This is a genomic window from Rahnella sp. CG8, assembly GCF_023701875.1.
Taxonomy (GTDB): Bacteria; Pseudomonadota; Gammaproteobacteria; order Enterobacterales; family Enterobacteriaceae; genus Rahnella; species Rahnella aceris.
Window position 1 is genome coordinate 191,531 of sequence record NZ_JABAED010000007.1, and the last position, 24,452, is coordinate 215,982.

18 protein-coding genes and 6 tRNA genes are annotated in these 24,452 nt (G+C 50.6%); 18 read left to right on the top strand and 6 right to left on the bottom strand.

Annotated elements, in window-relative coordinates; all coding sequences use genetic code 11:
• Positions 1–36: 36 nt before the first annotated feature.
• Entirely contained in the window at positions 37–1,701 is a 1,665-nt protein-coding gene (locus HGO41_RS09410; RefSeq protein ID WP_015690260.1) for a methyl-accepting chemotaxis protein, read from the bottom strand.
• 421 nt (positions 1,702–2,122) lie between these two features.
• Between HGO41_RS09410 and fldA the strand changes: the two genes are divergently transcribed.
• Together fldA and fur are read left to right on the top strand one after the other, a co-directional pair.
• The gene (fldA, locus tag HGO41_RS09415; RefSeq protein WP_013576468.1) at positions 2,123–2,650 is read left to right on the top strand and encodes a flavodoxin FldA; all 528 of its coding nucleotides are present in this window, start codon (positions 2,123–2,125) and stop codon (positions 2,648–2,650) included.
• A gap of 312 nt (positions 2,651–2,962) precedes the next feature.
• Entirely contained in the window at positions 2,963–3,418 is a 456-nt protein-coding gene (gene fur, locus HGO41_RS09420) for a ferric iron uptake transcriptional regulator (protein ID WP_013576469.1), read from the top strand.
• Positions 3,419–3,546: 128 nt separating this feature from the next.
• On the opposite strand, the gene chiQ is transcribed toward fur, so the two are convergent.
• From chiQ to nagE, 4 genes are all read right to left on the bottom strand, one after another.
• Positions 3,547–3,882 carry a ChiQ/YbfN family lipoprotein gene (gene chiQ / locus HGO41_RS09425; protein ID WP_165497401.1) on the bottom strand — a complete coding sequence of 112 codons (336 nt, stop codon included), beginning with the start codon at positions 3,880–3,882 and terminating at the stop codon, positions 3,547–3,549.
• A 13-nt stretch (positions 3,883–3,895) separates the two neighbouring features.
• Positions 3,896–5,266, bottom strand: coding sequence for a chitoporin ChiP (gene chiP, locus HGO41_RS09430; protein WP_223509244.1), 1,371 nt, complete (start codon positions 5,264–5,266; stop codon positions 3,896–3,898).
• A gap of 478 nt (positions 5,267–5,744) precedes the next feature.
• A complete protein-coding gene (gene glnS, locus HGO41_RS09435) occupies positions 5,745–7,415 on the bottom strand; it encodes a glutamine--tRNA ligase (RefSeq protein ID WP_250980982.1) in 1,671 nt (556 codons plus the stop codon).
• Positions 7,416–7,607: 192 nt separating this feature from the next.
• Positions 7,608–9,644, bottom strand: coding sequence for an N-acetylglucosamine-specific PTS transporter subunit IIBC (gene nagE, locus HGO41_RS09440; RefSeq protein ID WP_126125306.1), 2,037 nt, complete (start codon positions 9,642–9,644; stop codon positions 7,608–7,610).
• A gap of 385 nt (positions 9,645–10,029) precedes the next feature.
• Here nagE and nagB point away from each other — a divergent pair, with 385 nt between their 5' ends.
• The 11 genes from nagB (at position 10,030) to HGO41_RS09495 (ending at position 17,126) form a co-directional block, all read left to right on the top strand.
• Positions 10,030–10,830 (top strand): glucosamine-6-phosphate deaminase, encoded by an 801-nt coding sequence (gene nagB / locus HGO41_RS09445; protein ID WP_013576474.1) that lies wholly within the window; start codon positions 10,030–10,032, stop codon positions 10,828–10,830.
• A 149-nt stretch (positions 10,831–10,979) separates the two neighbouring features.
• Complete coding sequence (nagA, locus tag HGO41_RS09450) at positions 10,980–12,119, top strand: N-acetylglucosamine-6-phosphate deacetylase (RefSeq protein WP_013576475.1); 1,140 nt, start codon at positions 10,980–10,982, stop codon at positions 12,117–12,119.
• A 20-nt stretch (positions 12,120–12,139) separates the two neighbouring features.
• Positions 12,140–13,363, top strand: a complete 1,224-nt coding sequence (gene nagC, locus HGO41_RS09455; protein ID WP_126125058.1) for a DNA-binding transcriptional regulator NagC — start codon at positions 12,140–12,142, stop codon at positions 13,361–13,363.
• A gap of 57 nt (positions 13,364–13,420) precedes the next feature.
• Positions 13,421–14,173 (top strand): HAD-IIA family hydrolase, encoded by a 753-nt coding sequence (locus HGO41_RS09460; protein WP_015690266.1) that lies wholly within the window; start codon positions 13,421–13,423, stop codon positions 14,171–14,173.
• Positions 14,174–14,533: 360 nt separating this feature from the next.
• Positions 14,534–16,198: an asparagine synthase B gene (gene asnB, locus HGO41_RS09465; RefSeq protein WP_013576478.1), complete on the top strand. Its 1,665-nt coding sequence runs from the start codon at positions 14,534–14,536 to the stop codon at positions 16,196–16,198.
• A 228-nt stretch (positions 16,199–16,426) separates the two neighbouring features.
• Positions 16,427–16,503: transfer RNA gene (locus HGO41_RS09470), tRNA-Met, on the top strand.
• A 7-nt stretch (positions 16,504–16,510) separates the two neighbouring features.
• Positions 16,511–16,595, top strand: a tRNA-Leu gene (locus HGO41_RS09475).
• Positions 16,596–16,618: 23 nt separating this feature from the next.
• Positions 16,619–16,693: transfer RNA gene (locus HGO41_RS09480), tRNA-Gln, on the top strand.
• A 70-nt stretch (positions 16,694–16,763) separates the two neighbouring features.
• Positions 16,764–16,838, top strand: a tRNA-Gln gene (locus HGO41_RS09485).
• Between the two features lie 92 nt (positions 16,839–16,930).
• A tRNA-Met gene (locus HGO41_RS09490) sits at positions 16,931–17,007 on the top strand.
• A 44-nt stretch (positions 17,008–17,051) separates the two neighbouring features.
• A tRNA-Gln gene (locus HGO41_RS09495) sits at positions 17,052–17,126 on the top strand.
• Between the two features lie 107 nt (positions 17,127–17,233).
• Here the strand turns inward: HGO41_RS09495 and ubiF are convergent.
• Positions 17,234–18,418, bottom strand: a complete 1,185-nt coding sequence (gene ubiF, locus HGO41_RS09500) for a 3-demethoxyubiquinol 3-hydroxylase (RefSeq protein ID WP_223509243.1) — start codon at positions 18,416–18,418, stop codon at positions 17,234–17,236.
• A gap of 187 nt (positions 18,419–18,605) precedes the next feature.
• On the opposite strand from ubiF, the gene miaB reads away from it, so the two are divergent.
• The 5 genes from miaB (at position 18,606) to lnt (ending at position 24,337) form a co-directional block, all read left to right on the top strand.
• On the top strand, positions 18,606–20,030 hold the full coding sequence (miaB, locus tag HGO41_RS09505; RefSeq protein WP_013576480.1) for a tRNA (N6-isopentenyl adenosine(37)-C2)-methylthiotransferase MiaB: 1,425 nt from the start codon (positions 18,606–18,608) through the stop codon (positions 20,028–20,030).
• Between the two features lie 245 nt (positions 20,031–20,275).
• Positions 20,276–21,352: a PhoH family protein gene (locus HGO41_RS09510; RefSeq protein ID WP_112151683.1), complete on the top strand. Its 1,077-nt coding sequence runs from the start codon at positions 20,276–20,278 to the stop codon at positions 21,350–21,352.
• Entirely contained in the window at positions 21,349–21,822 is a 474-nt protein-coding gene (ybeY, locus tag HGO41_RS09515) for an rRNA maturation RNase YbeY (protein ID WP_013576482.1), read from the top strand. Before HGO41_RS09510 ends, ybeY begins: the two co-directional genes overlap by 4 nt.
• A gap of 99 nt (positions 21,823–21,921) precedes the next feature.
• Positions 21,922–22,800, top strand: a complete 879-nt coding sequence (gene corC, locus HGO41_RS09520) for a CNNM family magnesium/cobalt transport protein CorC (protein WP_013576483.1) — start codon at positions 21,922–21,924, stop codon at positions 22,798–22,800.
• Positions 22,801–22,807: 7 nt separating this feature from the next.
• The gene (gene lnt, locus HGO41_RS09525; RefSeq protein WP_223509242.1) at positions 22,808–24,337 is read left to right on the top strand and encodes an apolipoprotein N-acyltransferase; all 1,530 of its coding nucleotides are present in this window, start codon (positions 22,808–22,810) and stop codon (positions 24,335–24,337) included.
• Positions 24,338–24,452 lie beyond the last annotated feature (115 nt).

Here is a 24,452-nt window from a genome sequence, read left to right on the forward strand (position 1 = left end):
TTCTTACTTATTCCATATTAATTCACGTTTTCCTGCTCAGAACGTTTCCCAGTTTTCAGCACTTTTCGCCGAAAGCATGCTGGTATCCGGACGCAATAACGGTGCGGAAATTGACTTCCCCGGACGTGAACCGACGCTCGTCACGCTATCTTTAAGTTTGAACGTAGCAACGGCATTGTTCAGCAATGAAGCCTGCTCTTCCAGTGATACTGCAGCCTGCGACGCCTGTTCTACCAGCGCGGCGTTCTGCTGTGTGACGCTGTCCATTTCTGTGACGGCAACCGCCACCTGACTGATTCCTTTGCTTTGCTCATCGGATGCAGAGGCGATTTCCGCCATGATGTCAGTGACATGCGTAATTGAGCGCACCACTTCATTCATCGTCTGACCGGCGTTTTCAACCAATTTCGAACCGCTGTCGACGCGGGAAACCGATTCGCTGATGAGCTGCTCGATTTCTTTCGCCGCCTGCGCACTGCGTTGTGCAAGATTGCGCACTTCGCTGGCAACCACTGCAAAACCGCGCCCCTGCTCGCCCGCACGTGCCGCTTCGACGGCAGCATTCAGCGCCAGAATGTTGGTCTGGAAAGCGATGCTGTTAATCACAGAAGTGATTTCAGCAATTTTCTTCGAGCTGCCGGAGATATCTTTCATGGTGCTGACCACGTCTGCCACGATGTTGCCGCCCTTCTGCGCGGTGGTGGAAGCCTCCATCACCAGCTGGCTGGCGTGATGCGCGTTATCGGCATTGTGTTTAACGGTAGCCGTCAGTTCTTCCATGCTGGCAGCGGTTTCTTCCAGCGCCGACGCCTGTTCTTCCGTACGGGAAGACAAATCGTTGTTCCCGGCTGAAATTTCTGACGCGCCCTGATAGATGTGATTGGTGCAGTTGCGGATGGTCTGAACGGTATTGACCAGGCTCAACTGCATCTCGTTCAGCAACGGAATCAGCTTACCGGCGCAGTTTTTACCGAATTCTTCCAGATAAAACGTCAGATCGCCGCTGGCGATCACCGCGAAGTGACCGCGGATTTTATCCAGCGGCTTCACCAGCGCCATCACCAGATAACGGTCAGTCAGCAATAAAATCACCAGCCCGATACCAAATGCCGTCAGCAGAATCACTTTGCTAAATGACGTCAGATGGGTGGATTGCCGTTGTGCCGCATCAAAATCGACAGCGATCTGACCGCTGACTTTTTCCATTGATGAGCCAAAGCTGCGGCTCAGTGCAGGCACGGTGGAATTGGCTAGCTGGTTATAGGACTCCGTATTTTTGCTGCGGGCTGCGTCGAACAATGGCGTGACGCCCTGCGTGATCAGATTTTCCCAACTGGTGATTAATTCCTGCACGGAGGAATCTTCCAGCCCCGGATGCGGTGCCGCTTTAAAACTGGCCAGAGCCTGCGTCAGCCCGCTGAGTGATTGTTTGGCGGTATCAAAAATTTCCGGACCTTTTGACGGATCGGCCTGAAGCTGTGCCACGGCGCGGCTCAGGCGCGTCACGGTACGAAAATACTGATCATTTCCTTTATTGATCAGCGCCATATTGTTGACCAGCTCGGTACTATTTTTGGTATTTTGGGTCAGTGTGTCCAGTGAGGTGACGGTGTAAAGGGAAACACCTGCCCACATGACGCAAAAGATGCCAAGAATGGTTAATAAAGCGGCCCTGATGGTGATATTTTTTAAAAACTGCACGATATGCCTCTCTCGAAACATGTCTGTTTCTGGCCTGAGGATTGACGGGGATGCGGAGAATCAAGACAGGTAACCAGCAGGCAAGTGCCCCAGGACATGTTTGAACACCTCTCCGGGCATCGATTTCTTTATTATGTTGAGATTGCTCCCGAATCATCTATCGGCGGAATGTTCTCGAAATTTAGTATTGTGACAACTTATTTCTCAAACTTGCTTTTGACCTCATTAACCCTGAGGTTAATTCGCCGCAGGTGAAAGCACACAAAGGCGATAACACATAAAAATATTGCCCGATAAACTTATTTCCCAGTTAAGAAGGCGAGCAGAAGCATATTCTCCGCCGCACGAGTTTGCTATCATCTGCATTATTATTGCCTGCGTTGCAGAGCACTTCATTGAGAACAAGAGGTTAGGTAATCTTATGGCCGTTGTAGGTATCTTCTTTGGATCCGATACAGGTAACACCGAAAACATCGCAAAAATGATCCAGAAGCAATTGGGTAAAGATGTTGCAGAGGTGCATGACATTGCGAAGAGCAGCAAAGAGGATCTGGAAAAATTCGATATTTTGCTTATCGGCATTCCAACCTGGTATTACGGTGAAGCGCAGTGTGACTGGGACGACTTTTTCCCAACGCTGGAAGAGATAGATTTCGAAGGTAAGCTGGTGGCACTGTTTGGTTGCGGTGACCAGGAAGACTACGCCGAATATTTCTGCGATGCGCTGGGCACCGTGCGCGATATCATTGAGCCACGCGGCGCAGTGATTGTCGGACATTGGCCTACCGAAGGTTACCACTTTGAAGCATCTAAAGGCCTGGCGGATGATAAGCACTTCATAGGACTGGCAATTGACGAAGATCGTCAGCCCGAACTGACCAGCGAACGTGTTGATGCCTGGGTGAAACAGATCACAGAAGAACTTAGCCTTTCTGAAATTATTGGCTAAAAACCCTGTTGGCCCTGAGGATTTATTCTACAATTGAAGGGCCAAACTATTACTGAAATTAACAATTTAACTGCTACAAAATTGTAACTTTCGGTCGTATCAAGGTACACTGAGTTCCTCTGTTTTTTCTATTGATCAAGTCGTTGCATTACAAATGTGACCGGCAATTTGTGATCTTTATTAACAGGCTGTCGTTGACGAGAATTGGCACATTGCGTTAAACGAAGAGACTAAACGAATAATTTTGTGCCGCCGATGCCACAGGCTGCATGCCTCAACTTGATTAGCACATAGTAACAGGACTGAATCCGCATGACTGACAACAACACCGCACTGAAGAAAGCCGGCTTAAAAGTCACGCTTCCGCGCCTCAAAATCCTGGAAGTGCTGCAAGCGCCGGAAGGTCATCACGTTAGTGCGGAAGATCTTTACAAGCAACTGATTGATATGGGTGAAGAAATTGGCCTGGCGACGGTTTACCGCGTTCTGAACCAGTTTGACGACGCCGGTATTGTCACCCGTCATAACTTCGAAGGCGGCAAGTCCGTATTCGAACTGACCCAGCAACATCACCACGACCACCTGATCTGTCTGGATTGCGGTCGTGTGATCGAATTCCGTGACGAATATATTGAAGGTCGTCAGCGTGAGATTGCTAAGAAACACGGTATCAAGCTCACCAACCACAGCCTGTATCTGTACGGCCACTGTGAAGCAGGCGATTGCCGCGAAGATGACTCTTTGCACAACGATAAACCTGCGCAGTAATCTGCACAGGCTTTGACTAAATTAACCGCTGAAAAGCGGTTTTTTTATGTCTGATATCGACGCAGATTGAGCCCGGATAGCAGGCATAAAAAACCCCGGCAAGCCGGGGTATGTTTCGCTGCTGAGATTCACGGCTTAGGTGAATTGTTCGTTTTTATTTCCTGCCAGATTTTCCCGCAATCAGCAGCATATGCCTGACCGTCGCCAGTTTTACGCGCCGTCAGACATCGCTGATAATCCACCACGCGCACCGTCTCCTGTTCTGCAAATTGCTGGTGGGCTTTTTCCTGTTTCAGTTTATTCAGTAACACCTCGCAGGATGCCAGTTTGTCCGGATTGCCTTCTGACGTATTGATACAGGCACGGTAATCTTCCCGCGTTTGGGATATTTGTGCCTGATCGGCGGTGGGTGCACAACCGGCCAGCAGAACAACCGAAACCACGATCATCAGTAATTTATTCATCGACATAGCGACCTCAGAAAATAGTGAATGGAGCGATAACGATGAATTTCACGTCTTTTTCATCCTGGAAAATGTTGCCGTAACCGCCGCCCCAGCTCGGAATATCCGAATGGTTGTCGTACTGGGTGTAATGCAGTTTGAACAACGTCCCTTTGGCGCGCCCTTCCTGAATGGTGTACAGCGCATCCAGGCTCCATGCGCTTTCTTTCAGACGCTGGCTCTGGTCATAAGCGGCGTTGGTGCTCGGTTTGGCATCCCAGGCATAGACGTACGAACCACCGACCGCGAAGCCCGGTAAATCCCATTTCGCCAGATCATACAATACGCCTGCATATACTGCTTTTTCACCGTTGGCGTTGAAGTCCGAGCGGTTGTCCCACCACACATCAAGACGGCCGTTTGAGGAAGAATAAGTCGGGGTCATGCGCTGCAGGAAGTAGCCCTGATTCCCTTCCGCTTTCACCATCGTCCCTTCCAGACGCCAGTTAAACTGCCCGGTGGTATAGCCAAAGGTCAGTGCCTGCAACCATGCCAGACCGTCATACAGACTGTTCGGATCATTCTTGTCACTGATGCGGTCTTCTGCACCATAGAACTGATAGCTGGTGGTCAGCGGATTGCCCAGCAGATCCATTTTGTACGAGGCTTTAGCAAAATACTGATCGACATAACTTTCAGCCTGGCCAAATGCGCCTTCCAGTACGAAGTCATTTTTAAAATCATATTTCGCACCGAGCGAATGAATATAAGAAACGCCGGTTTTCTTGTCATTCTGGCGGAAATCATCCATTTCCAGATGCCACGGCGATTTATATTCATCAGCCCACATATAGGAGAAACTCAGTTCACCCGGGTCACCGAAATCGTGTTTATAACCGGCTTCCGCACCGCGATACGTACCCGGCATAAAGCTCCAGTGCGGTGCGATCAGCGTCTGTCCGGTAGGCTGAATATACCCTGCGTGCCCCCAGAATCCGCCATATTTGAATTTACCGGCTGCCTTATAAAGACTGACCCCACTTTTATCCCCGGAGTAATCTTCGTCGTAGGCGCGGTTGCTGTTAGAAAAGGCGATTTCGTTGGGATGGCCGCTCTCGCTGCTCTCGGCCATTTCAATCGCCGTAAAGGCTGCGATATCAATACCAAACATGTCCCAGGCATAGCCGGAAGAAAAATCGAGGTTCAGGTTAGCGGTAGAATGCGAAAGGTTGGTTGTATAGTCTTTGTAGTGGTCACTCGCCGGATCCATGTCCTTGCGGTCACGTTCACGCTGCCAGTAGTACACACCGCCGGTCAGTGTGGAATCATCAATAAAACCGGCTGCTTTGGTCTCTTGTGAAAACATCATTCCGCCACCCAGTAAGGTGCCGGCGAGAGAATACATGGCAGGTTTCAGGTAAGCCGATCCCCTGCCCCTGTTACGGTGCTTGTGCATAGAGATTCCTCATGTTGACTAAAAAAACGAGCAAAACCCAAACGGGTATAAAAAGCGGTCGCCAGAGGCGTAACCGGTTAAATCAACATCAAGAGTATTTTTCGCGACGCGAATTATCAATGAGTAATTAATCATTAATTATCGAAATATGACAAAGTGCACATAAAGATGAAAAAGCATTACAGAGGTATGCAGGAAAGGATTAAAGCAGTGGACTATAATAATATATAATTAAAACATACGATTAAACGAAATCATCTTACAGTTTAAACGTTTCAGCAATATGAACGGCTGTGGCACAACGTTTTAAAAGTAAGCATAGGAAATACATTAATTCGCGACGAAAAACAAAAGGCATCTCTGACAAGAATAACAGGCGAAAAAAAACGCAGCCTGAACTGCGTTTTTATTACCTCATACTGAGGGCTTACGCGACGGGTTTGCTTTCCCAGGTATCACGCAGGCCAACGGTACGGTTAAACACCAGATGTTCAGCACTTGAGTAGCGATTGTCGGCACAGAAGTAACCTTCACGCTCAAACTGCAGGCTGATTTCAGCCTGTGCAGCCACCAGTGATGGCTCCACGAAACCGTGGGAAATCACCAGGGAATCCGGGTTGATGGTGGTCAGGAAGTCTTCCGCCTGGCCCGGGTTTGCGACGCTGAACAGACGGTCATACAGGCGGAACTCAGCCGGTTTGCCTTCAGACGCGGACACCCAGTGGATCACGCCTTTCACCTTGCGGCCATCGGCAGGATCTTTGCTCAGCGTGTCGATATCGTAAGAACAGAAGATAGTGGTGATATTCCCTTCCTCGTCTTTCTCGATACGTTCTGCTTTGATCACATACGCATTACGCAGGCGCACTTCTTTGCCCAACACCAGACGCTTGTACTGCTTGTTGGCTTCTTCGCGGAAATCAGCCTGATCGATGTAAATCTCACGGGTAAACGGCACTTCGCGGGCGCCCATTTCCGGTTTGCCCGGATGATTCGGCATCTTCACCATCTGCACATCATCACCGGTAAAGTTTTCAATGATCACTTTAACCGGATTGATAACCGCCATGGCGCGCGGTGCGTTCTCGTTGAGATCGTCACGGATGCAAGATTCCAGCGCCATCATTTCGACGTTGTTATCCTGCTTGGTAACGCCGATACGACGGCAGAATTCACGGATAGACGCCGCGGTATAGCCCCGGCGACGCAGACCTGAAACGGTCGGCATGCGCGGGTCATCCCAGCCTTCAACAATCTTCTCGGTCACCAGCAGGTTCAGCTTGCGCTTGGACATGATGGAGTATTCGAGATTCAGACGGGAGAATTCGTACTGACGCGGGTGACATGGAATAGAAATATTATCCAGAACCCAGTCGTACAGACGACGGTTATCCTGGAATTCCAGCGTACACAGCGAATGGGTGATCCCTTCCAGCGCATCGGAAATGCAGTGGGTGAAATCGTACATCGGATAGATGCACCATTTTTTACCGGTCTGGTGATGTTCTGCGAATTTAATACGGTACAGAACCGGATCACGCATGACAAAGAATGGCGAGGCCATATCGATTTTTGCACGCAGACACGCAGCGCCTTCGGCGAACTCACCGTTACGCATTTTTTCAAATAACGCAATGTTCTCTTCCACGGTGCGATCGCGGTACGGGCTGTTTTTACCCGGCGACGTCAGGGAGCCGCGATATTCACGGATCTGGTCAGGAGACAGTTCATCAACATACGCCAGACCTTTGTTGATCAGTTCAAGCGCATAAGCATGCAGTTGATCAAAATAGTCCGAGGAGTAATGAATATCGCCGCTCCAGTCGAAACCTAACCACTGGACGTCGCGTTTGATTGACTCAACGAATTCGATGTCTTCTTTTGCCGGGTTGGTATCGTCAAAACGCAGATTACACTGGCCCTGATAGTCTTGCGCGATGCCGAAATTCAGGCAGATAGATTTCGCATGACCGATATGCAGATAACCATTAGGCTCAGGTGGGAAACGGGTGTGAACGGTATTGTGTTTCCCGGTCGCCAAATCTTCATCAATAATCTGACGGATAAAATTTGTTGGGCGGGCTTCAGCCTCACTCATTGTGCAATTCCTCTACGCAACATTGACTCTACGGATAACCGCTTATGTTCCAACAAGCCACGCCGGGAAACAACCGTTAGTTGCATTAAATCGTGGTTATCTCTGGTGCCTCTGTCCTCAGACAATAAAAAGCGGGAAGAGATCGCTCTCTTCCCGCTGCCACTACGTCGACCTGTTACATCATCCGCAGGGTTATTTGCCCTGGATATCGAACAGTTTCGTTTGACCGGCAACCACTGAACCGCTGGCCAGTGACGTCACGCCGGTATAATCATCAATATTGCTGACGACTACCGGGCTGATCATTGAGCGCGCATTGGCATTCAGATAATCCAGATCCAGTTCCAGTACAGGCTGACCGGCAGTGACTGTTGCCCCTTCTTCAACCAGGCGGGTAAAGCCCTGGCCGTTCAGTGCAACAGTATCAATCCCCATATGCACCACGATTTCAGCACCGGAAGTCGTTTCCAGGCAGAACGCATGATTGGTATTGAAGATTTTCACCACCGTGCCCGCAGCCGGCGACACAACGATTTTATCGGTAGGACGGATGGCAACACCATCACCCACCGCTTTGCTGGCAAAGGCTTCATCAGGCACCTGATCCAGCGCCACAATGTCACCGGTAACCGGAGACACTAAGGTTTCCACTACCGTTTTCACGCTGTTTGGCACTGCCTGAGGTTTGATTTCAGACACTGGCGCAGCCGGAGTCACGGTAGCCGCAGCAATCGGGCCTGCATTCAGTGCGGTACGCATCGCACCGGCAATGATTTCAGCACGAGTACCGACAATCACCTGCACGCTTTGTTTATTCAGACGGATAACTCCTGAAGCGCCCAGACGTTTCGCCAGTCCGTCGTTGACCAGTGCCGAGTCTTTCACGTTCAGGCGCAGACGGGTGATACAGGCATCAATGCCGGTCAGGTTTTCTGAACCGCCGATGGCACTGATATAACGGCGTGCCAGAGCAACGGTTTCGTCACCTTTGTTGCCAGCAGATTCCACATCAACGTCGTAACCGTCCGCTTCGTCACCGGCCACTGCCAGTTCACGTCCCGGGGTCAGCAGGTTGAATTTCTGGATGGTGAAACGGAACACCACGTAGTAAATCACGAAGAACACCAGACCCTGAGGGATCAGCATGTACCAGTGAGTCGCCAGCGGGTTACGGGAAGACAGCACCATATCCACCAAACCTGCGCTGAAGCCGAAACCGGCAATCCAGTGCATGCTTGCTGCGATGAAGACCGAAATCCCGGTCAGTACGGCGTGAATCACATACAACACCGGCGCAACGAACATGAAGGAGAATTCCAGCGGTTCGGTGATACCGGTAAAGAAGGAAGCGAAAGCAGCAGCCAGCATGATACCAGCAACTTTTGCTTTGTTTTCAGGACGTGCGCAGTGGTAAATCGCCAGTGCCGCGCCCGGAAGACCAAACATCATGATCGGGAAGAAACCTGCCTGATAACGACCGGTGATACCCACCACCGCTTTACCTGACTGGATAGATTCCTGACCACCGAGGAAGTTAGGGATATCGTTAATACCTGCAACATCAAACCAGAACACGGAGTTCAGTGCATGATGCAGACCGACCGGGATCAGTAAACGGTTGAAGAAGGCATAGATACCGGCACCGGCAGAACCCAGTTGCTGGATATGCTCACCGAAGGTCACCAGACCGTTGAAAATCAGAGGCCATACATACATCAGGATGAAGGCAACGATGATCATCAGGAAAGAAGTCAGGATAGGAACCAGACGACGACCACTGAAGAATGACAGCGCTTTCGGCAACTCGACGTGGCTGAAACGGTTGTACAACTCAGCAGAAATGATACCGACTAAGATACCGACAAACTGGTTATTGATTTTACCAAATGCCGCCGGCACCTGGTCTAACGGGATCTTCTGAATCATGGACACGGCTGCAGGCGAACACAGCGTGGTCAGCACCAGGAAACCGACAAAACCCGTCAGTGCAGCTGCACCGTCTTTGTCTTTGGACATGCCATACGCCACACCGATCGCAAACAGTACGGACATGTTTTCAATAATGGCGGAGCCAGATTTAATGAAAAATGCCGCCAGCGCATTGTCTCCCCCCCAACCCACAGGGTCGATCCAGTAACCGACGCCCATGAGGATTGCGGCGGCTGGCAACGTAGCAACGGGCACCATTAATGCCCGGCCAATCTTTTGTAAATAACTCAGTATATTCAACATTCCCCCTACTCGCCCGTAAGCGAATCACCAAAGTAGTTTAATTAGTATGTTTACTACCTTTTACATTTACCGTTCCGATTTAACCAACTGCAATTGCGAGTGTAAAAATATTATTTCGTATCGCAAATTAAAACCTCTCTTTTTGTGAGATTTGTCACCAAAAAGAGGTCATAACATGCCATTTCACTGGTCAATACACCAAACTTATTTTATCATTAAAAAAATCCAGACGGTATTGTGCCAGTCATAAACCGTTGCGGTGGTTTACGCTTAACAAGACCGCCCTGAACCCAAAACTGCTTTCTGACTTATTGTCCCGCGCTAACACTTCAGCGGAGGACAGACACATTATATTCAATATTCTGAAACTAAGAGGTATCTGATGAGACTTATTCCATTAAACACCCCCACTGAAGTTGGCAAATGGGCTGCACGTCATATTGTTGAACGCATCAACGCATTTAAACCCACTGCTGACCGCCCTTTTGTTCTGGGCTTACCAACCGGTGGTACGCCGCTCGAAGCTTACAAACATTTAATCGCCATGCATAAAGCAGGCCAGGTTAGCTTTAAGAACGTAGTGACCTTCAACATGGACGAATATGTCGGTCTGCCGCAGGAACACCCTGAGAGCTACCATACGTTTATGTACAAAAACTTCTTTGACCACGTTGATATTCCACGCGAAAACATCAATCTGCTGAATGGTAATGCACCAGACGTCAACGAAGAATGCCGCCAGTACGAAGCGAAAATTAAGTCTTACGGCAAAATTCACCTGTTTATGGGCGGCGTGGGTAATGACGGTCATATCGCATTCAACGAACCAGCCTCTTCTCTGGCTTCCCGTACGCGTATCAAAACCCTGACCCATGAAACCCGTATCGCGAACTCACGTTTCTTCGACAACGATGTCTCTCAGGTGCCAAAATACGCCCTGACCGTTGGCGTGGGCACGTTGCTGGACGCAGAAGAAGTGATGATTCTGGTGACCGGCCATGCGAAAGCGCAGGCGCTGGAAGCGGCAGTTGAAGGTAATATCAACCATATGTGGACCATCAGCTGCCTGCAATTGCACGCGAAAGCCGTTATGGTGTGTGACGAACCGTCCACCATGGAACTGAAAGTCAAAACTGTTAAATATTTCCGCGAGTTAGAAGCGGAAAATATGAAAAATCTCTGATCCAAAATTATGCCCAAAGCCAGTCGGGTTGCGGCAAGGCGGCAACGAGCGAATCTCCGGGAGCTTACTGAAGTAAGTGACCGGAGTGAGTGAGGCCGCCAACGCAGCAGCAGCGTGACTGGAGAAGGGCAAACGTACTAGGGGGCATGATGTACGCTTTAGTGAACGGCCGGGTCTATACCGGTCATGACGTTCTGGATAACCACGCGGTGGTCATTGCCGATGGCAAAATTGAACGTGTCTGCCCGGTAAGTGAATTGCCGGCGAATGTGGAAACCCGCAGTCTGGATGGCGCCATTCTTGCCCCCGGATTTATCGATCTGCAACTTAATGGTTGTGGCGGCGTGCAATTCAACGATTCACTGGAAGCGATTTCAGTAGAAACGTTAGAAATCATGCAGAAAGCCAATGAAAAATCCGGCTGTACCAGTTTCTTACCGACGCTGATTACCTGTAGCGACGACTACATGAAACACGGTATCAGCGTGATGCGCACCTATCTGGAAAAGTATCCGAACCAGGCACTGGGTCTGCACCTTGAAGGACCCTACCTCAGCCCGCTGAAAAAAGGCACGCACAACCCGGCCTTTATCCGCCTGCCAGACAGCGCGATGATTGATTTTCTGTGTGCAAACGCGGACGTGATCACCCAACTGACGCTCGCACCCGAACAGGTTGATGCAAAATATATCCGCCAGATGCGTGATGCAGGAATAGTGATTTCCGCAGGCCATTCAAATTCCACCTATGCTGAAGCCCGTGCCGGTTTTGCCGCAGGTATCAGCTTTGCTACGCACCTTTATAATGCAATGCCAGCCATCACGGGCCGTCAGCCTGGTCTTATTGGTGCAATCTTCGATACGCCAGAAGTCTATACCGGCGTGATTGCTGATGGTCTTCACGTTGACTGGGCGAATATTCGCAATGCGAAAAAGCTCAAAGGCGAGAAGCTGGTGCTGGTCACTGACGCAACGGCTCCGGCTGGCGCGAATATTGATGAGTTCATTTTTGCCGGTAAAACAATATACTACCGTGACGGACTCTGTGTGGACGAAAACGGAACACTGAGCGGCTCTGCGCTGACGATGATCGAAGCGGTACAAAATAGCGTCGAACATGTTGGCATCGCACTGGACGAAACGCTGCGTATGGCAACGCTTTATCCGGCACGCGCCATTGGTGTTGAAGACCAACTGGGCAGCATCGAAGCAGGTAAAGTCGCCAACCTCACCGCGTTCACTCATGATTTTAAAATCACAAAAACTATCGTTAATGGTGACGAAGTTTAATTGAGCGGATAACAGCATTGATGACAACTGGCGGACAGCAGGCACAAATCGGCAACGTTGATCTGGTTAAGCAGTTAAACGGCGCGGCGGTTTACCGCCTGATTGACCAACAAGGTCCCATCTCGCGCATTCAGATTGCTGACATGAGTCAGTTAGCGCCCGCCAGTGTGACCAAAATTACCCGACAATTGCTTGAGCGCGGGCTGATTAAAGAAGTTGATCAGCAGGCTTCCACCGGAGGGCGCCGCGCTATTTCTATCATCACCGAAACCCGCCCTTTCCATACCATCGCAGTACGTCTTGGTCGCCATGATGCGACGATTACGCTTTATGATCTCAGCGCAAAATCGCTGGCCGAACAACATTACGCCCTGCCCGAACGCACTCAGGAAACCCTGGAGAACGCGCTGTTCGAAGCTATCCAGCAATTCACTGAACTGAATCAGCGCAAAATCCGCGAACTGATTGCCATTTCCGTCATCCTTCCGGGGCTGGTCGATCCGAATAAAGGCATCGTGCGCTATATGCCGCATATCAGTGTGGGCGCGTGGAAATTAGTCGATGCGCTGGAAGCCCGGTTTAAAGTCACCAGTTTTGTCGGCCACGATATCCGCAGTCTGGCGCTTGCCGAACACTACTTCGGTGCAACCCGCGACTGTCAGGACTCCATTTTGGTTCGTTTACACCGTGGTACCGGTGCCGGAATCATCGTTAACGGCCAGATTTTTCTCGGCAGTAACGGCAACGTCGGTGAAATCGGCCATATTCAGATCGACCCGCTGGGCGAACGCTGCCATTGCGGTAATTTCGGCTGTCTGGAAACCGTTGCGGCTAACGCTGCCATCGAAAATCGGGTGCGCCATTTACTGACGCAAGGCTACGCCAGCAAGCTGAGTCTGAATGACTGTTCAATTTCGGCGATCTGCAAAGCGGCCAACCGCCACGATCCGCTGGCAACCGAAGTCATCGAACACGTTGGCCGCCAGCTGGGTAAAGGGGTGTCGATCGCGATAAATCTGTTCAACCCGCAAAAAGTCGTGATTGCCGGCGAAATCACCGAAGCCGATAAGGTTCTGCTTCCGGCAATTCAGAACTGCATTAATGCGCAGGTTCTGAAAGATTTCCGCCGTAATTTACCGGTAGTGACCTCTGCCCTGAATCATCAGTCAGCGATTGGCGCGTTTGCCCTGGTTAAACGGGCGATGCTGAATGGCGTTCTGTTACAGCGTCTGATGGAAAATTAAGACGTGCTATAGTATCTGGCTGCCAGGAATGGGACTGAAAATGTGGGTTTGGAAATTATGACGATAAAGAACGTAATTTGTGACATTGATGGCGTGCTGTTGCACGACAATACCGCAGTACCTGGCGCCGATCGTTTTCTGGCGCGGATTCAGGAACAGGGAATGCCTTTGGTTATACTCACTAACTACCCTTCCCAGACAGCACAGGATCTGGCAAACCGCTTCGGCGCTGCCGGTCTCGACGTGCCTGAAAGTGCATTTTTCACCTCTGCGATGGCCACAGCCGATTTCCTCAAACGTCAGGAAGGCAAAAAAGCCTATGTCGTCGGCGAAGGTGCGCTGATTCATGAACTCTATAAAGCCGGTTTTACCATTACCGATATCAATCCTGATTTCGTGATTGTCGGAGAAACCCGTTCTTATAACTGGGACATGATCCATAAAGCCGCCTATTTCGTGGCAAACGGCGCGCGCTTTATCGCGACAAATCCTGATAACCACGGACACGGTTTTGTTCCTGCCTGCGGCGCATTGTGTGCACCGATCGAAAAAATTACCGGACGCCAGCCATTTTATGTCGGCAAACCGAGTCCGTGGATTATCCGTTCGGCGTTAAATAAAATGCAGGCGCATTCCGAAGATACCGTCATTGTGGGGGATAATCTGCGTACTGACATTCTGGCGGGCTTCCAGGCAGGTCTGGAAACCGTTCTGGTGCTGACTGGCGTTTCCACGCTCAACGATATTGAGGGAATGCCTTTCCGTCCGACCTGGATTTACCCTTCAGTTGCCGATATCGACGTGATTTAAGCGTTTCCGGCCACTGCCTGAAAACGAGTCTGGATCTTTATTCAGGCTCTTTTTTTTGTCTTGCCGTCTGATTTTTATCCACTTTTCTCTTTTTTTGAATCCTCCTCAATTTTTGGCGATTAAATTAATAATCCGCTAATAGAATCGCTATAAAACTGGTGATTCATCAAAGATCACCCACCATCAACCAACTATTTATCAGAAGAGCGTTAAACCACTTGCACAACATAGGGGTTTTGACGCATTTTCATAGTCAGCAACGCAACAACGCCGGGCTAAAACTGAAAGAACGGCAACGTTGATCCTCATTCGTAATCATAAAAATAACAGCCAGAGAAAGGTCGTTAGGGAGAAAGTCATATGTGTTCAATTTTCGGTGTGCTCGATATCAAAACTGACGCTGTCGAGCTGCGCAAAAAAGCGCTGGAACTGTCGCGCCTGATGCGTCACCGCGGACCCGACTGGTCCGGTGTGTTTGCCAGCGATAAAGCCATTCTGTCGCATGAGCGTCTGTCCATTGTCGACGTGAACAACGGCGCACAACCTTTGTACAACGCAGCACACACCCACGTTCTGGCTGTGAACGGCGAAATTTACAACCATCAGGCTTTGCGCGCAGAACTGGGCGACAAGTATGAATTCCAGACCGCATCTGACTGTGAAGTCATTCTGGCGCTGTATCAGGAAAAAGGCCCTGCCTTCCTCGATGAACTGCAAGGTATGTTCGCCTTTATTCTGTATGACACAGAAAAAGACGCGTACCTGATTGGCCGCGACCATCTGGGCATTATCCCGCTGTACATGGGCTACGACGAACACGGCAACATGTACGTCGCTTCAGAAATGAAAGCGCTGGTGCCGGTTTGTCGCACCATCAAAGAATTCCCGGCAGGCAGCTATCTGTGGAGCCAGGACGGTGAAATTCGCGAATACTACCAGCGTGACTGGTTTGACTTCGAAAACGTCAAAGACAATGTGACCGACGCTGCGGCGCTGAAAGATGCACTGGAAGAAGCGGTAAAAAGTCACCTGATGTCTGACGTGCCTTACGGCGTGCTGCTGTCCGGTGGTCTGGATTCCTCCGTGATTTCCGCCATCACCAAGAAATTTGCCGGCCGCCGTATCGAAGATAAAGATCAGAGCGAAGCCTGGTGGCCGCAACTGCACTCCTTTGCCGTCGGTCTGCAAGGTTCACCGGACCTGCGCGCTGCTCAGGAAGTCGCCAACCATTTAGGCACCGTGCACCACGAAATTCACTTCACCGTGCAGGAAGGTCTGGATGCTATCCGCGATGTTATCTATCACATTGAAACGTATGACGTCACGACTATCCGTGCATCAACGCCAATGTATCTGATGTCGCGTAAAATCAAAGCGATGGGCATCAAAATGGTGTTGTCTGGCGAAGGCGCAGACGAAGTGTTGGGCGGCTACCTGTATTTCCATAAAGCGCCAAACGCCAAAGAATTTCATGAAGAAACCGTGCGTAAATTGCTGGCCCTGCATATGTATGACTGTGCGCGTGCCAACAAAGCCATGTCAGCCTGGGGTGTGGAAGCCCGCGTCCCGTTCCTGGACAAAAAATTCCTCGACGTCGCGATGCGTATCAACCCGAAAGACAAGATGTGCGGCAACGGCAAGATGGAGAAACATATCCTGCGTGAATGTTTCGAGTCTTATTTGCCACACAGCGTGGCCTGGCGCCAGAAAGAACAGTTCTCTGATGGCGTAGGTTACAGCTGGATCGATACCTTAAAAGAAGTGGCCTCTCAGCAGATCACCGATCAACAGCTTGAAACTGCACATTTCCGTTTCCCGTACAACACGCCGACCTCGAAAGAAGGCTACCTGTACCGTACGATTTTTGAAGAGTTATTCCCGGTGCCAAGCGCGGCTGAATGTGTGCCTGGCGGGCCGTCAGTGGCCTGTTCTTCAGCGAAAGCTATTGAATGGGACGAAGCGTTCAAAAACATGGACGATCCTTCTGGCCGTGCCGTTGGCGTGCATCAGTCCGCTTATAAATAACCGATTTACCGGTAAATATCCTTGTAGCAAACGGGCCTCTTCAGGCCCGTTTTTTAATGGGTAAAGTCAGTAAAAATAATGTCTTTTGTCCAATTAATCACCAGAGTGGTTATAAGCCAGACAAATGGACGCCGTCAGGCCTTTTTCTCCAAAAAAGGTGTTGACGCAAAACGGTCATATACGCATAATGCGCCCCGCAACGCCGATGAAGGTAGCGCGAAAAAAGATGGCTACGTAGCTCAGTTGGTTAGAGCACATCACTCATAATGATGGGGTCACAGGTTCGAATCCCGTCGTAGCCACCATCTTTTTGCGGGAGTGGCGAAATTGGTAGACGCACTAGATTTAGGTTCTAGCGCCGCAAGGTGTGCGAGTTCAAGTCTCGCCTCCCGCACCATTTCCAGACATCGGCAGCACAGTTGGGGTATCGCCAAGCGGTAAGGCACTGGTTTTTGATACCAGCATTCCCAGGTTCGAATCCTGGTACCCCAGCCATTTTCTTACCTTTCACATTGTTGTACTGATGTGGTTGTGAGGAAAATCCAATTTGAAGAAGTTGTACTGTTGGGGTATCGCCAAGCGGTAAGGCACTGGTTTTTGATACCAGCATACCCTGGTTCGAATCCAGGTACCCCAGCCATACTTCTTTCTGTATAATTGGTAAGCACTTGAAATTTATTATTAAGTTAGTTAAATTAGTGCTTGAAGTTTTGAAGTAAGTCAGTAGAATTTGGCTACGTAGCTCAGCTGGTTAGAGCACATCACTCATAATGATGGGGTCACAGGTTCAAATCCCGTCGTAGCCACCATTTTACTTGCAGTACACTACTCAAAAGGTAGTGAGAAACAAAATTGGGGTGTCGCCAAGCGGTAAGGCTCTGGTTTCTGATACCAGCATACCCAGGTTCGAATCCTGGCACCCCAGCCACATTAGAAAGGCCTGCTTTTTAGCAGGCCTTTTGCTTTTCTGTATTTTAAATATTTATCTAAAAATAGAGGTCTGGTGGAGATGTTTTCCCACCAGCCTTGACGTCATTAAATCCCCAATGCGTATTTAAGTGCTTTGGTTTTCAGTGCGCCCGTACGTTGTGCGGTCATCAGCGCCAGATTACGCAACGCTTTCACCGGTGCCAGATCGTTACTGAAGGCGGTATAGAATAAATCCATCCCACTTTGCATCAGCAGATTATCCAGACGACGCTGACGCTGATAGCGCAGTAAGACTTTCTCGCTGCTCCACGCTTCATCATGATCACGCGCCTTTTCCAGCACCGATAACAATGCTTCCACATCACGGTATCCCAGATTGACGCCCTGCCCTGCCAGAGGATTGATGGTGTGCGCTGCGTCACCCACCAGCGCCAGCCCCGGTAAGACATAACGCTGAACGTGACGGCGAACCAGTGGGAATGCACCTGCGGATATTGCTTTCACTGTGCCCAGCCGTGCCGGGAAAGCCTGCATCACTTCTGTCGTAAGTTGCTGCATATTCAGCGTTTTCAGATAACGGATACGCTGCGGGCTGTCATACCAGACCAGCGAGGCCTGATTATCAAACAGCGGCAGGAACGCCCGCGGGCCGGAAGGGAAAAATTGCTGCCATGTCACGTCCTGATTCGGCGTTGCGGTTTCGACATGAATCAGCATACAGTGCTGGCGGTATTCCCAGCCATCCACACCAATCCCCGCTAACTGCCGCACCAGGGAATTCGCACCATCGGCAGCGACCACAAGTGGCGTGCGCAGTAATTCACCCGTAGTCAGTTGCAAAGACCAGGTTTTATCATCGTGCTGCAAAAGGTGACGCAATTTTGCCGGGCACAAACGGGTCAGACTGGTGAGGGCATCAAACTGTTGCCACAGCGCCAGCTGAAGTACCCGGTTTTCGACCATGAAGCCCAGCTCCGGCAATCCGAGAGACTGCGCATCAAATTTCACTTCAGAACCGTCAACTTCCCAGGTTTCCAGGCGGCGGTATGGGACTGAGCGCATTTTCTCAACCGCACCCCACGCACCCAGTTTCTGTAAAAAGCGCACAGACGCACAACCAATCGCGGAGATACGCAAATCAGCCGGCGCTGACGGATCAAACCCGGCAGGTTCTTCATTCTCTATCAGAGCAACCTGCAATCCCTGCTGCGCCAGCCCCAGGGCTGTGGCAGCGCCCACCATGCCGCCACCCACAATGACTGCATCAAATGTCTTCTCAGAATTATTCATTTTATTCCGGCTTTCTGTTCAGTTCATTATGCGAAGTGTACCGGATTTTTGTGTTGGCATCAGGGCCTAAGCTGCTTTCCTGCACTGGTCAGCACTGGAGTGAGGGTTTACAATAGCGCCCCTGAACTATGCTATGCACTGCGGCACTGCCGATCTAACGTTTCCCGTATTGAGTACTGACACGCTGATGACTAAAAAACTGCACATAAAAACCTGGGGCTGCCAGATGAATGAATATGATTCATCCAAAATGGCTGACCTTCTCGACAGCACCCATGGTTACCAGCTGACGGATAACGCTGAAGAAGCAGACATTCTGCTGCTGAATACCTGCTCAATAAGGGAAAAAGCGCAGGAGAAAGTGTTCAGCCTGCTCGGACACTGGAAATTACTGAAAAAGAAAAACCCGAATATTATCATTGGGGTGGGTGGCTGCGTCGCATCACAGGAAGGCGAAATGCTGCGTAAACGTGCGCCTTGTGTCGACATCGTCTTCGGTCCGCAAACCTTGCATCGTTTACCGGAAATGGTGAACCACGTACGTGGCACCAAAAGCCCGGTCGTGGATATCAGCTTTCCTGAAATCGAAAAATTTGACCGCCTGCCGGAACCGCGCGCAGACGGCCCGACCGCTTTCGTTTCCATCATGGAAGGCTGCAACAAATATTGCAGCTTCTGTGTAGTGCCTTATACGCGCGGTGAAGAAGTCAGCCGCCCGTGCGATGACGTATTGTTTGAAGTGGCACAACTGGCCGCGCAAGGCGTGCGTGAAGTTAACCTGCTGGGCCAGAACGTTAATGCGTATCGTGGCGATGCGTTTGAGGGTGGCGTGTGCACCTTCGCTGAGCTGCTGCGTCTGGTGGCAGCGATTGACGGTATCGACCGTATCCGTTTCACCACCAGTCATCCGGTGGAATTTACTGATGATATTATAGAAGTCTATAAAGATACGCCTGAAGTGGTGAGCTTCCTGCATCTGCCGATCCAAAGTGGTTCCGATCGCATTCTGACGATGATGAAGCGTCCTCATACAGTGCTGGAATATAAATCGACTATCCGCAAGTTACGCGCCGCGCGTCCTGATATTCATTTCAGTTCAGATTTTATCATCGGTTTCCCTGGCGAAACGAACGAAGATTTTGAACGCACGATGGATTTGATTGCGCAGGTGAATTACGACGTCAGCTTCAGCTTCATCTATTCTCCGCGTCCGGGCACACCGGCGGCAGATATGGTTGATGATGTGAGCATGGATGAGAAGAAACAGCGTCTGGCGCTGTTACAGGACAGAATCACACAGCAAGTCATGCGCTTTAGCCGCGCCACGCTGGGTACTGTTCAGCGTATTCTGGTGGAAGGCACGTCCCGCAAGGACATTATGGAGCTGACCGGCCGTACCGAATGCAACCGCGTGGTCAACTTCGAAGGCACACCGGACATGATTGGTAAGTTCGTTGATGTCGAAATTGTCGACGTGTATGCCAACTCACTGCGCGGTGTGGTTGTCCGTACGGAAGAACAGATGGCGCTTCGCCTGCATGAATCACCACAATCAGTTATCGAACGCACCCGCAAAGAAAATGAATTGGGCGTTGGACTATATCAACCCTGAACCACCAGAATAATGCACAGCCTGAAATCAACAGGGCGCTCCGGCGTCCTGTTTCTTTTGAGATTTTCGGTAATAACCTCATCATAAGGGTTTAATTTTCCAGCAAAGGCCGCATATCCGGATGACGGTGCCTGCAACTGCTGCCACGGCGCAGCATATTTTGCCAAGGGCATGTATTATTAAGTCAGGTATGGTTGGCGGCTGAAAGCAGTGACTCAGCCGGGTGAAATGACAACTGGTCCGAAGTGACCCAGAGGATTCGTTTGAACGTTGTAACACAAGAGATTTTACTGGAGCCCGAAGACAACCAGCGTTTGCTGAGCCTGTGCGGGCCGTTTGATGACAATATCAAACAACTGGAGCGCCGGTTGGGCGTTGAAATCAACCGTCGTGATAACGCGTTTAAATTGGTCGGAAAGAGCCTGCCGGTTGCGGCAGCCGCCGACATCCTGCGTGATTTATACGTTGACACTGCGCCGCTGCGCGGTGAGATCCAGGATATCGATCCTGAGAAAATTCATCTGGCGATCAAAGAAAGCCGGGTGCTGGAACAAACAGCAGAAAGTGTGCCCGACTTCGGCAAAGCGGTCATCATCAAAACCAAGCGTGGCATGGTGAAGCCGCGCACGCCCAATCAGGCGCAGTATATCGCCAACATTCTCGACCACGACATCACCTTCGGGATCGGTCCTGCAGGTACCGGTAAAACATATCTGGCCGTGGCTGCTGCGGTGGATGCGCTGGAGCGTCAGGAAGTGCGCCGCATTCTTCTGACCCGCCCTGCCGTTGAAGCCGGTGAAAAACTGGGCTTCCTGCCGGGGGATCTCAGTCAGAAAGTTGACCCATATCTGCGCCCGCTGTATGACGCATTGTTCGAAATGCTCGGTTTTGAGAAAGTTGAAAAACTGATTGAGCGCAACGTTATTGAAGTCGCCCCGCTGGCTTACATGCGTGGACGTACATTGAACGACGCTTTTATTATCCTTGATGAAAGCCAGAACACGTCTATCGAACAAATGAAGATGTTCCTGACCCGTATTGGCTTTAACTCCAAAGCGGTGATCACCGGTGACGTGACGCAAATCGACTTGCCGCGTCATCAGAAATCAGGGCTTCGTCATGCGATTGAAGTGCTGTCGTCAGTCGAAGAACTCAGCTTTAACTTCTTCCACAGTGAAGACGTGGTACGTCACCCGGTCGTTGCGCGCATTGTTGTCGCGTACGAAGCCTGGGAAGAAGAAGATCAAAAACGCCGCGATGCGATTGCCGCAGAGCGTAAACATGAACATCAGAACAGCTCAACACAACAGGCCAGTCAATGAACACGGTAATCCTCGATTTACAAATTGCCTGCGAAGATGCAGCAGGTTTACCGTCAGAAAATGATTTCCAGACCTGGCTTGAAGCGGTTCTTCCTCAGTTTCAGGAAGAATCAGAAGTCACAATCCGTCTGGTCGATATCCCTGAAAGTCATGAACTTAATATGACTTATCGTGGGATGGATAAACCGACCAACGTGTTATCCTTTCCGTTCGAAGCACCTCCTGGTATGGAGATGCCGCTTCTTGGCGACCTGATTATTTGTCGCCAGGTTGTGGAGAAAGAAGCAAAAGAGCAGGACAAAGAACTTCTGGCTCACTGGGCGCATATGGTCATTCACGGCAGTTTGCATTTGCTGGGCTATGACCATATCGTTGACGAAGAAGCCGAAGAAATGGAATCGATTGAAACTGAAATCATGCAGGGTCTGGGGTATCCGGATCCGTATATTTCAGAGAAAGAAGATAACTAAGCTTCACAGTAAACTCGCGTAATGCCTGCCTGATAACGTGTTCATCCGCAGGCGTTTCGCATAATTTTCACTAACTACGAGTAAAAAAAACCAAACGCCATGAGCGATGACCATTCACAAAATAGTGACAGCCCCAGTCCCAAGAAGGGCTTCTTTTCCCTTATCCTTAGCCAGCTTTTTCACGGTGAACCAAAAAACCGTGGCGATTTGGTTGAGCTGATCCGTGATTCAGAACAAAACGATCTGATCGACCCCGATACCCGTGACATGCTGGAAGGCGTGATGGATATCGCCGAGCAGCGCGTCCGGGACATCATGATCCCACGTTCACAAATGATCACGCTAAAACGCAACCAGCCGCTGGAAGAGTGCCTCGATGTCATTATTGAATCTGCACACTCACGCTTCCCGGTGATCAGCGAAGATAAGGATCACATTGAAGGCATCCTGATGGCCAAAGACCTGCTGCCGTTTATGCGCACAGAGTCTGAGCCATTCAGCATAGATAAAGTGCTGAGAACCGCGGTCGTTGTCCCTGAAAGCAAACGCGTAGACCGCATGCTGAAGGAATTCCGCTCACAGCGTTACCACATGGCGATTGTCGTTGATGAATTCGGCGGCGTTTCAGGTCTGGTAACCATCGAAGATATTCTCGAACTGATCGTCGGCGAAATCGATGATGAGTACGATGAAGCAGAAGATCTGGATATCCGCCAGCTCAGCCGCCATACCTACACCGTCCGCGCACTGGCACCGATCGAAGATTTTAATGAAGTGTTCCGGACCCATTACAGTGACGACGAAGTCGATACGATTGGTGGTCTGGTCATGCAGTCATTCGGCCATTTACCGGCGCGTGGTGAAAGCATTGAAATTGACGGTTACCTGTTCAAGGTTGCGATGGCTGACAGCCGTCGTATCATTCAGGTTCATGTAAAAATACCGGACGACGCGCCGCAACCGATACTGGAAGAATAATTACTTCATGGCAATTGCCTCTTTATATCAACGCCAGCGGGTTCGCGCCCTGCTGGCGCTCTTTTTCGGTGCCTGTGGCACGCTGTCATTTTCCCCTTATGACTTCTGGCCTGCGGCGATCATTTCGCTGTGCGGTCTGCTGGCATTAACGCTCGATCGTCGTCCGGCTCAGGCCGCGCTCATCGGCTTTTTCTGGGGAATGGGTCTTTTTGGCAGCGGCGTAAACTGGGTTTATGTCAGCATCGCCACGTTTGGCGGCATGCCGGAAGCGATCAACCTTTTCCTGGTGGTCTTGCTGGCAGCGTATTTATCGCTGTACACGATGTTGTTTGCCGGCTTGTTCAGCAAACTGTGGCCGAAAACCACCTGGCCGAAACTGGCACTTGGCGCGCCCGCCTTGTGGCAAGTTACTGAATTCCTGCGCGGCTGGGTGCTGACCGGTTTCCCGTGGTTACAGTTCGGCTACAGCCAGATCGACGGTCCGCTGAAAGGCCTCGCGCCGATTACCGGCGTCGACGGCATCACGATTTTACTCACCTCGCTGAGCGGACTGATTGTGTACGCGATACATCAGCGTCGCGTCACACCGGGAATTATCGCTGTTGCCATGCTGTTGCTGCCATGGCCGCTGCGTTATATCCACTGGTATCAGGAACAGCCAGATAAAACGGTCGATGTGGCGCTGGTTCAGGGCAATATTCCACAGTCCATGAAATGGGATCCGAAAGCGCTGGAAAGTGCGCTGCAGACCTATCTGGATCTCAGCCGCCCGTACGTGGGTAAATCCAGCATGATCATCTGGCCGGAATCAGCAATTTCAGACATTGAATCCGATCAGCAGGGCTTCCTGAGCATGGTGGATAATATCTACCGCTCACACGGCACCCAGTTAATCACCGGCATTATCGATGCCCGTCGCAATGAAGAAGGCATGAAAGTGTATAACAGCGCCATCGTGCTCGGCGGTGAAAAGCCCTATCACTATCCTGACGAAAACCGCTTCAACAAACATCATCTGGTGCCTTTTGGAGAGTTCGTACCGCTGGAAGCCATTCTTCGCCCGCTGGCACCTTTCTTCGATTTGCCGATGTCCGGGCTGACCAGTGGTGATTACGTGCAGAAACCGTTGTTTGTCAGTGGTCTGAATCTGACCACGGCGATTTGTTACGAAGTCGTCTTCGGCGAACAGGTGCGCGACAATCTGCAACCGGATACTAATTTCCTGCTGACAATTTCAAACGATGCCTGGTTTGGTCATTCGATTGGCCCATGGCAACACTTCCAGATGGCGCGAATGCGTTCGCTGGAACTGGGGCGTCCGTTGCTGCGCAGCACCAATAATGGCATTACCGCCGTCGTTGATGCTCAGGGCGATGTGACCCACGAAATTCCGCAGTTTACCCGTCAGGTGCTGAACGTGAAGGTCACACCGACAACGGGTATGACACCTTATGCCCGGGCTGGCTGGTGGCCGGTGTGGTTTGCTACGGCAGTCATGGCGGCAGTTGCGCTGTGGTTGGGCCGCCGTAAATCCTGAGCACAAGCGTTTTGTTTCTAAAACAGGCACCTCCGGGTTAATGCCGATCGTTTAAGGATCAGTTGACCGATCCGGTGGCTCGTGTAAAAAGGGTTCATGCTCATCATGGACCCTT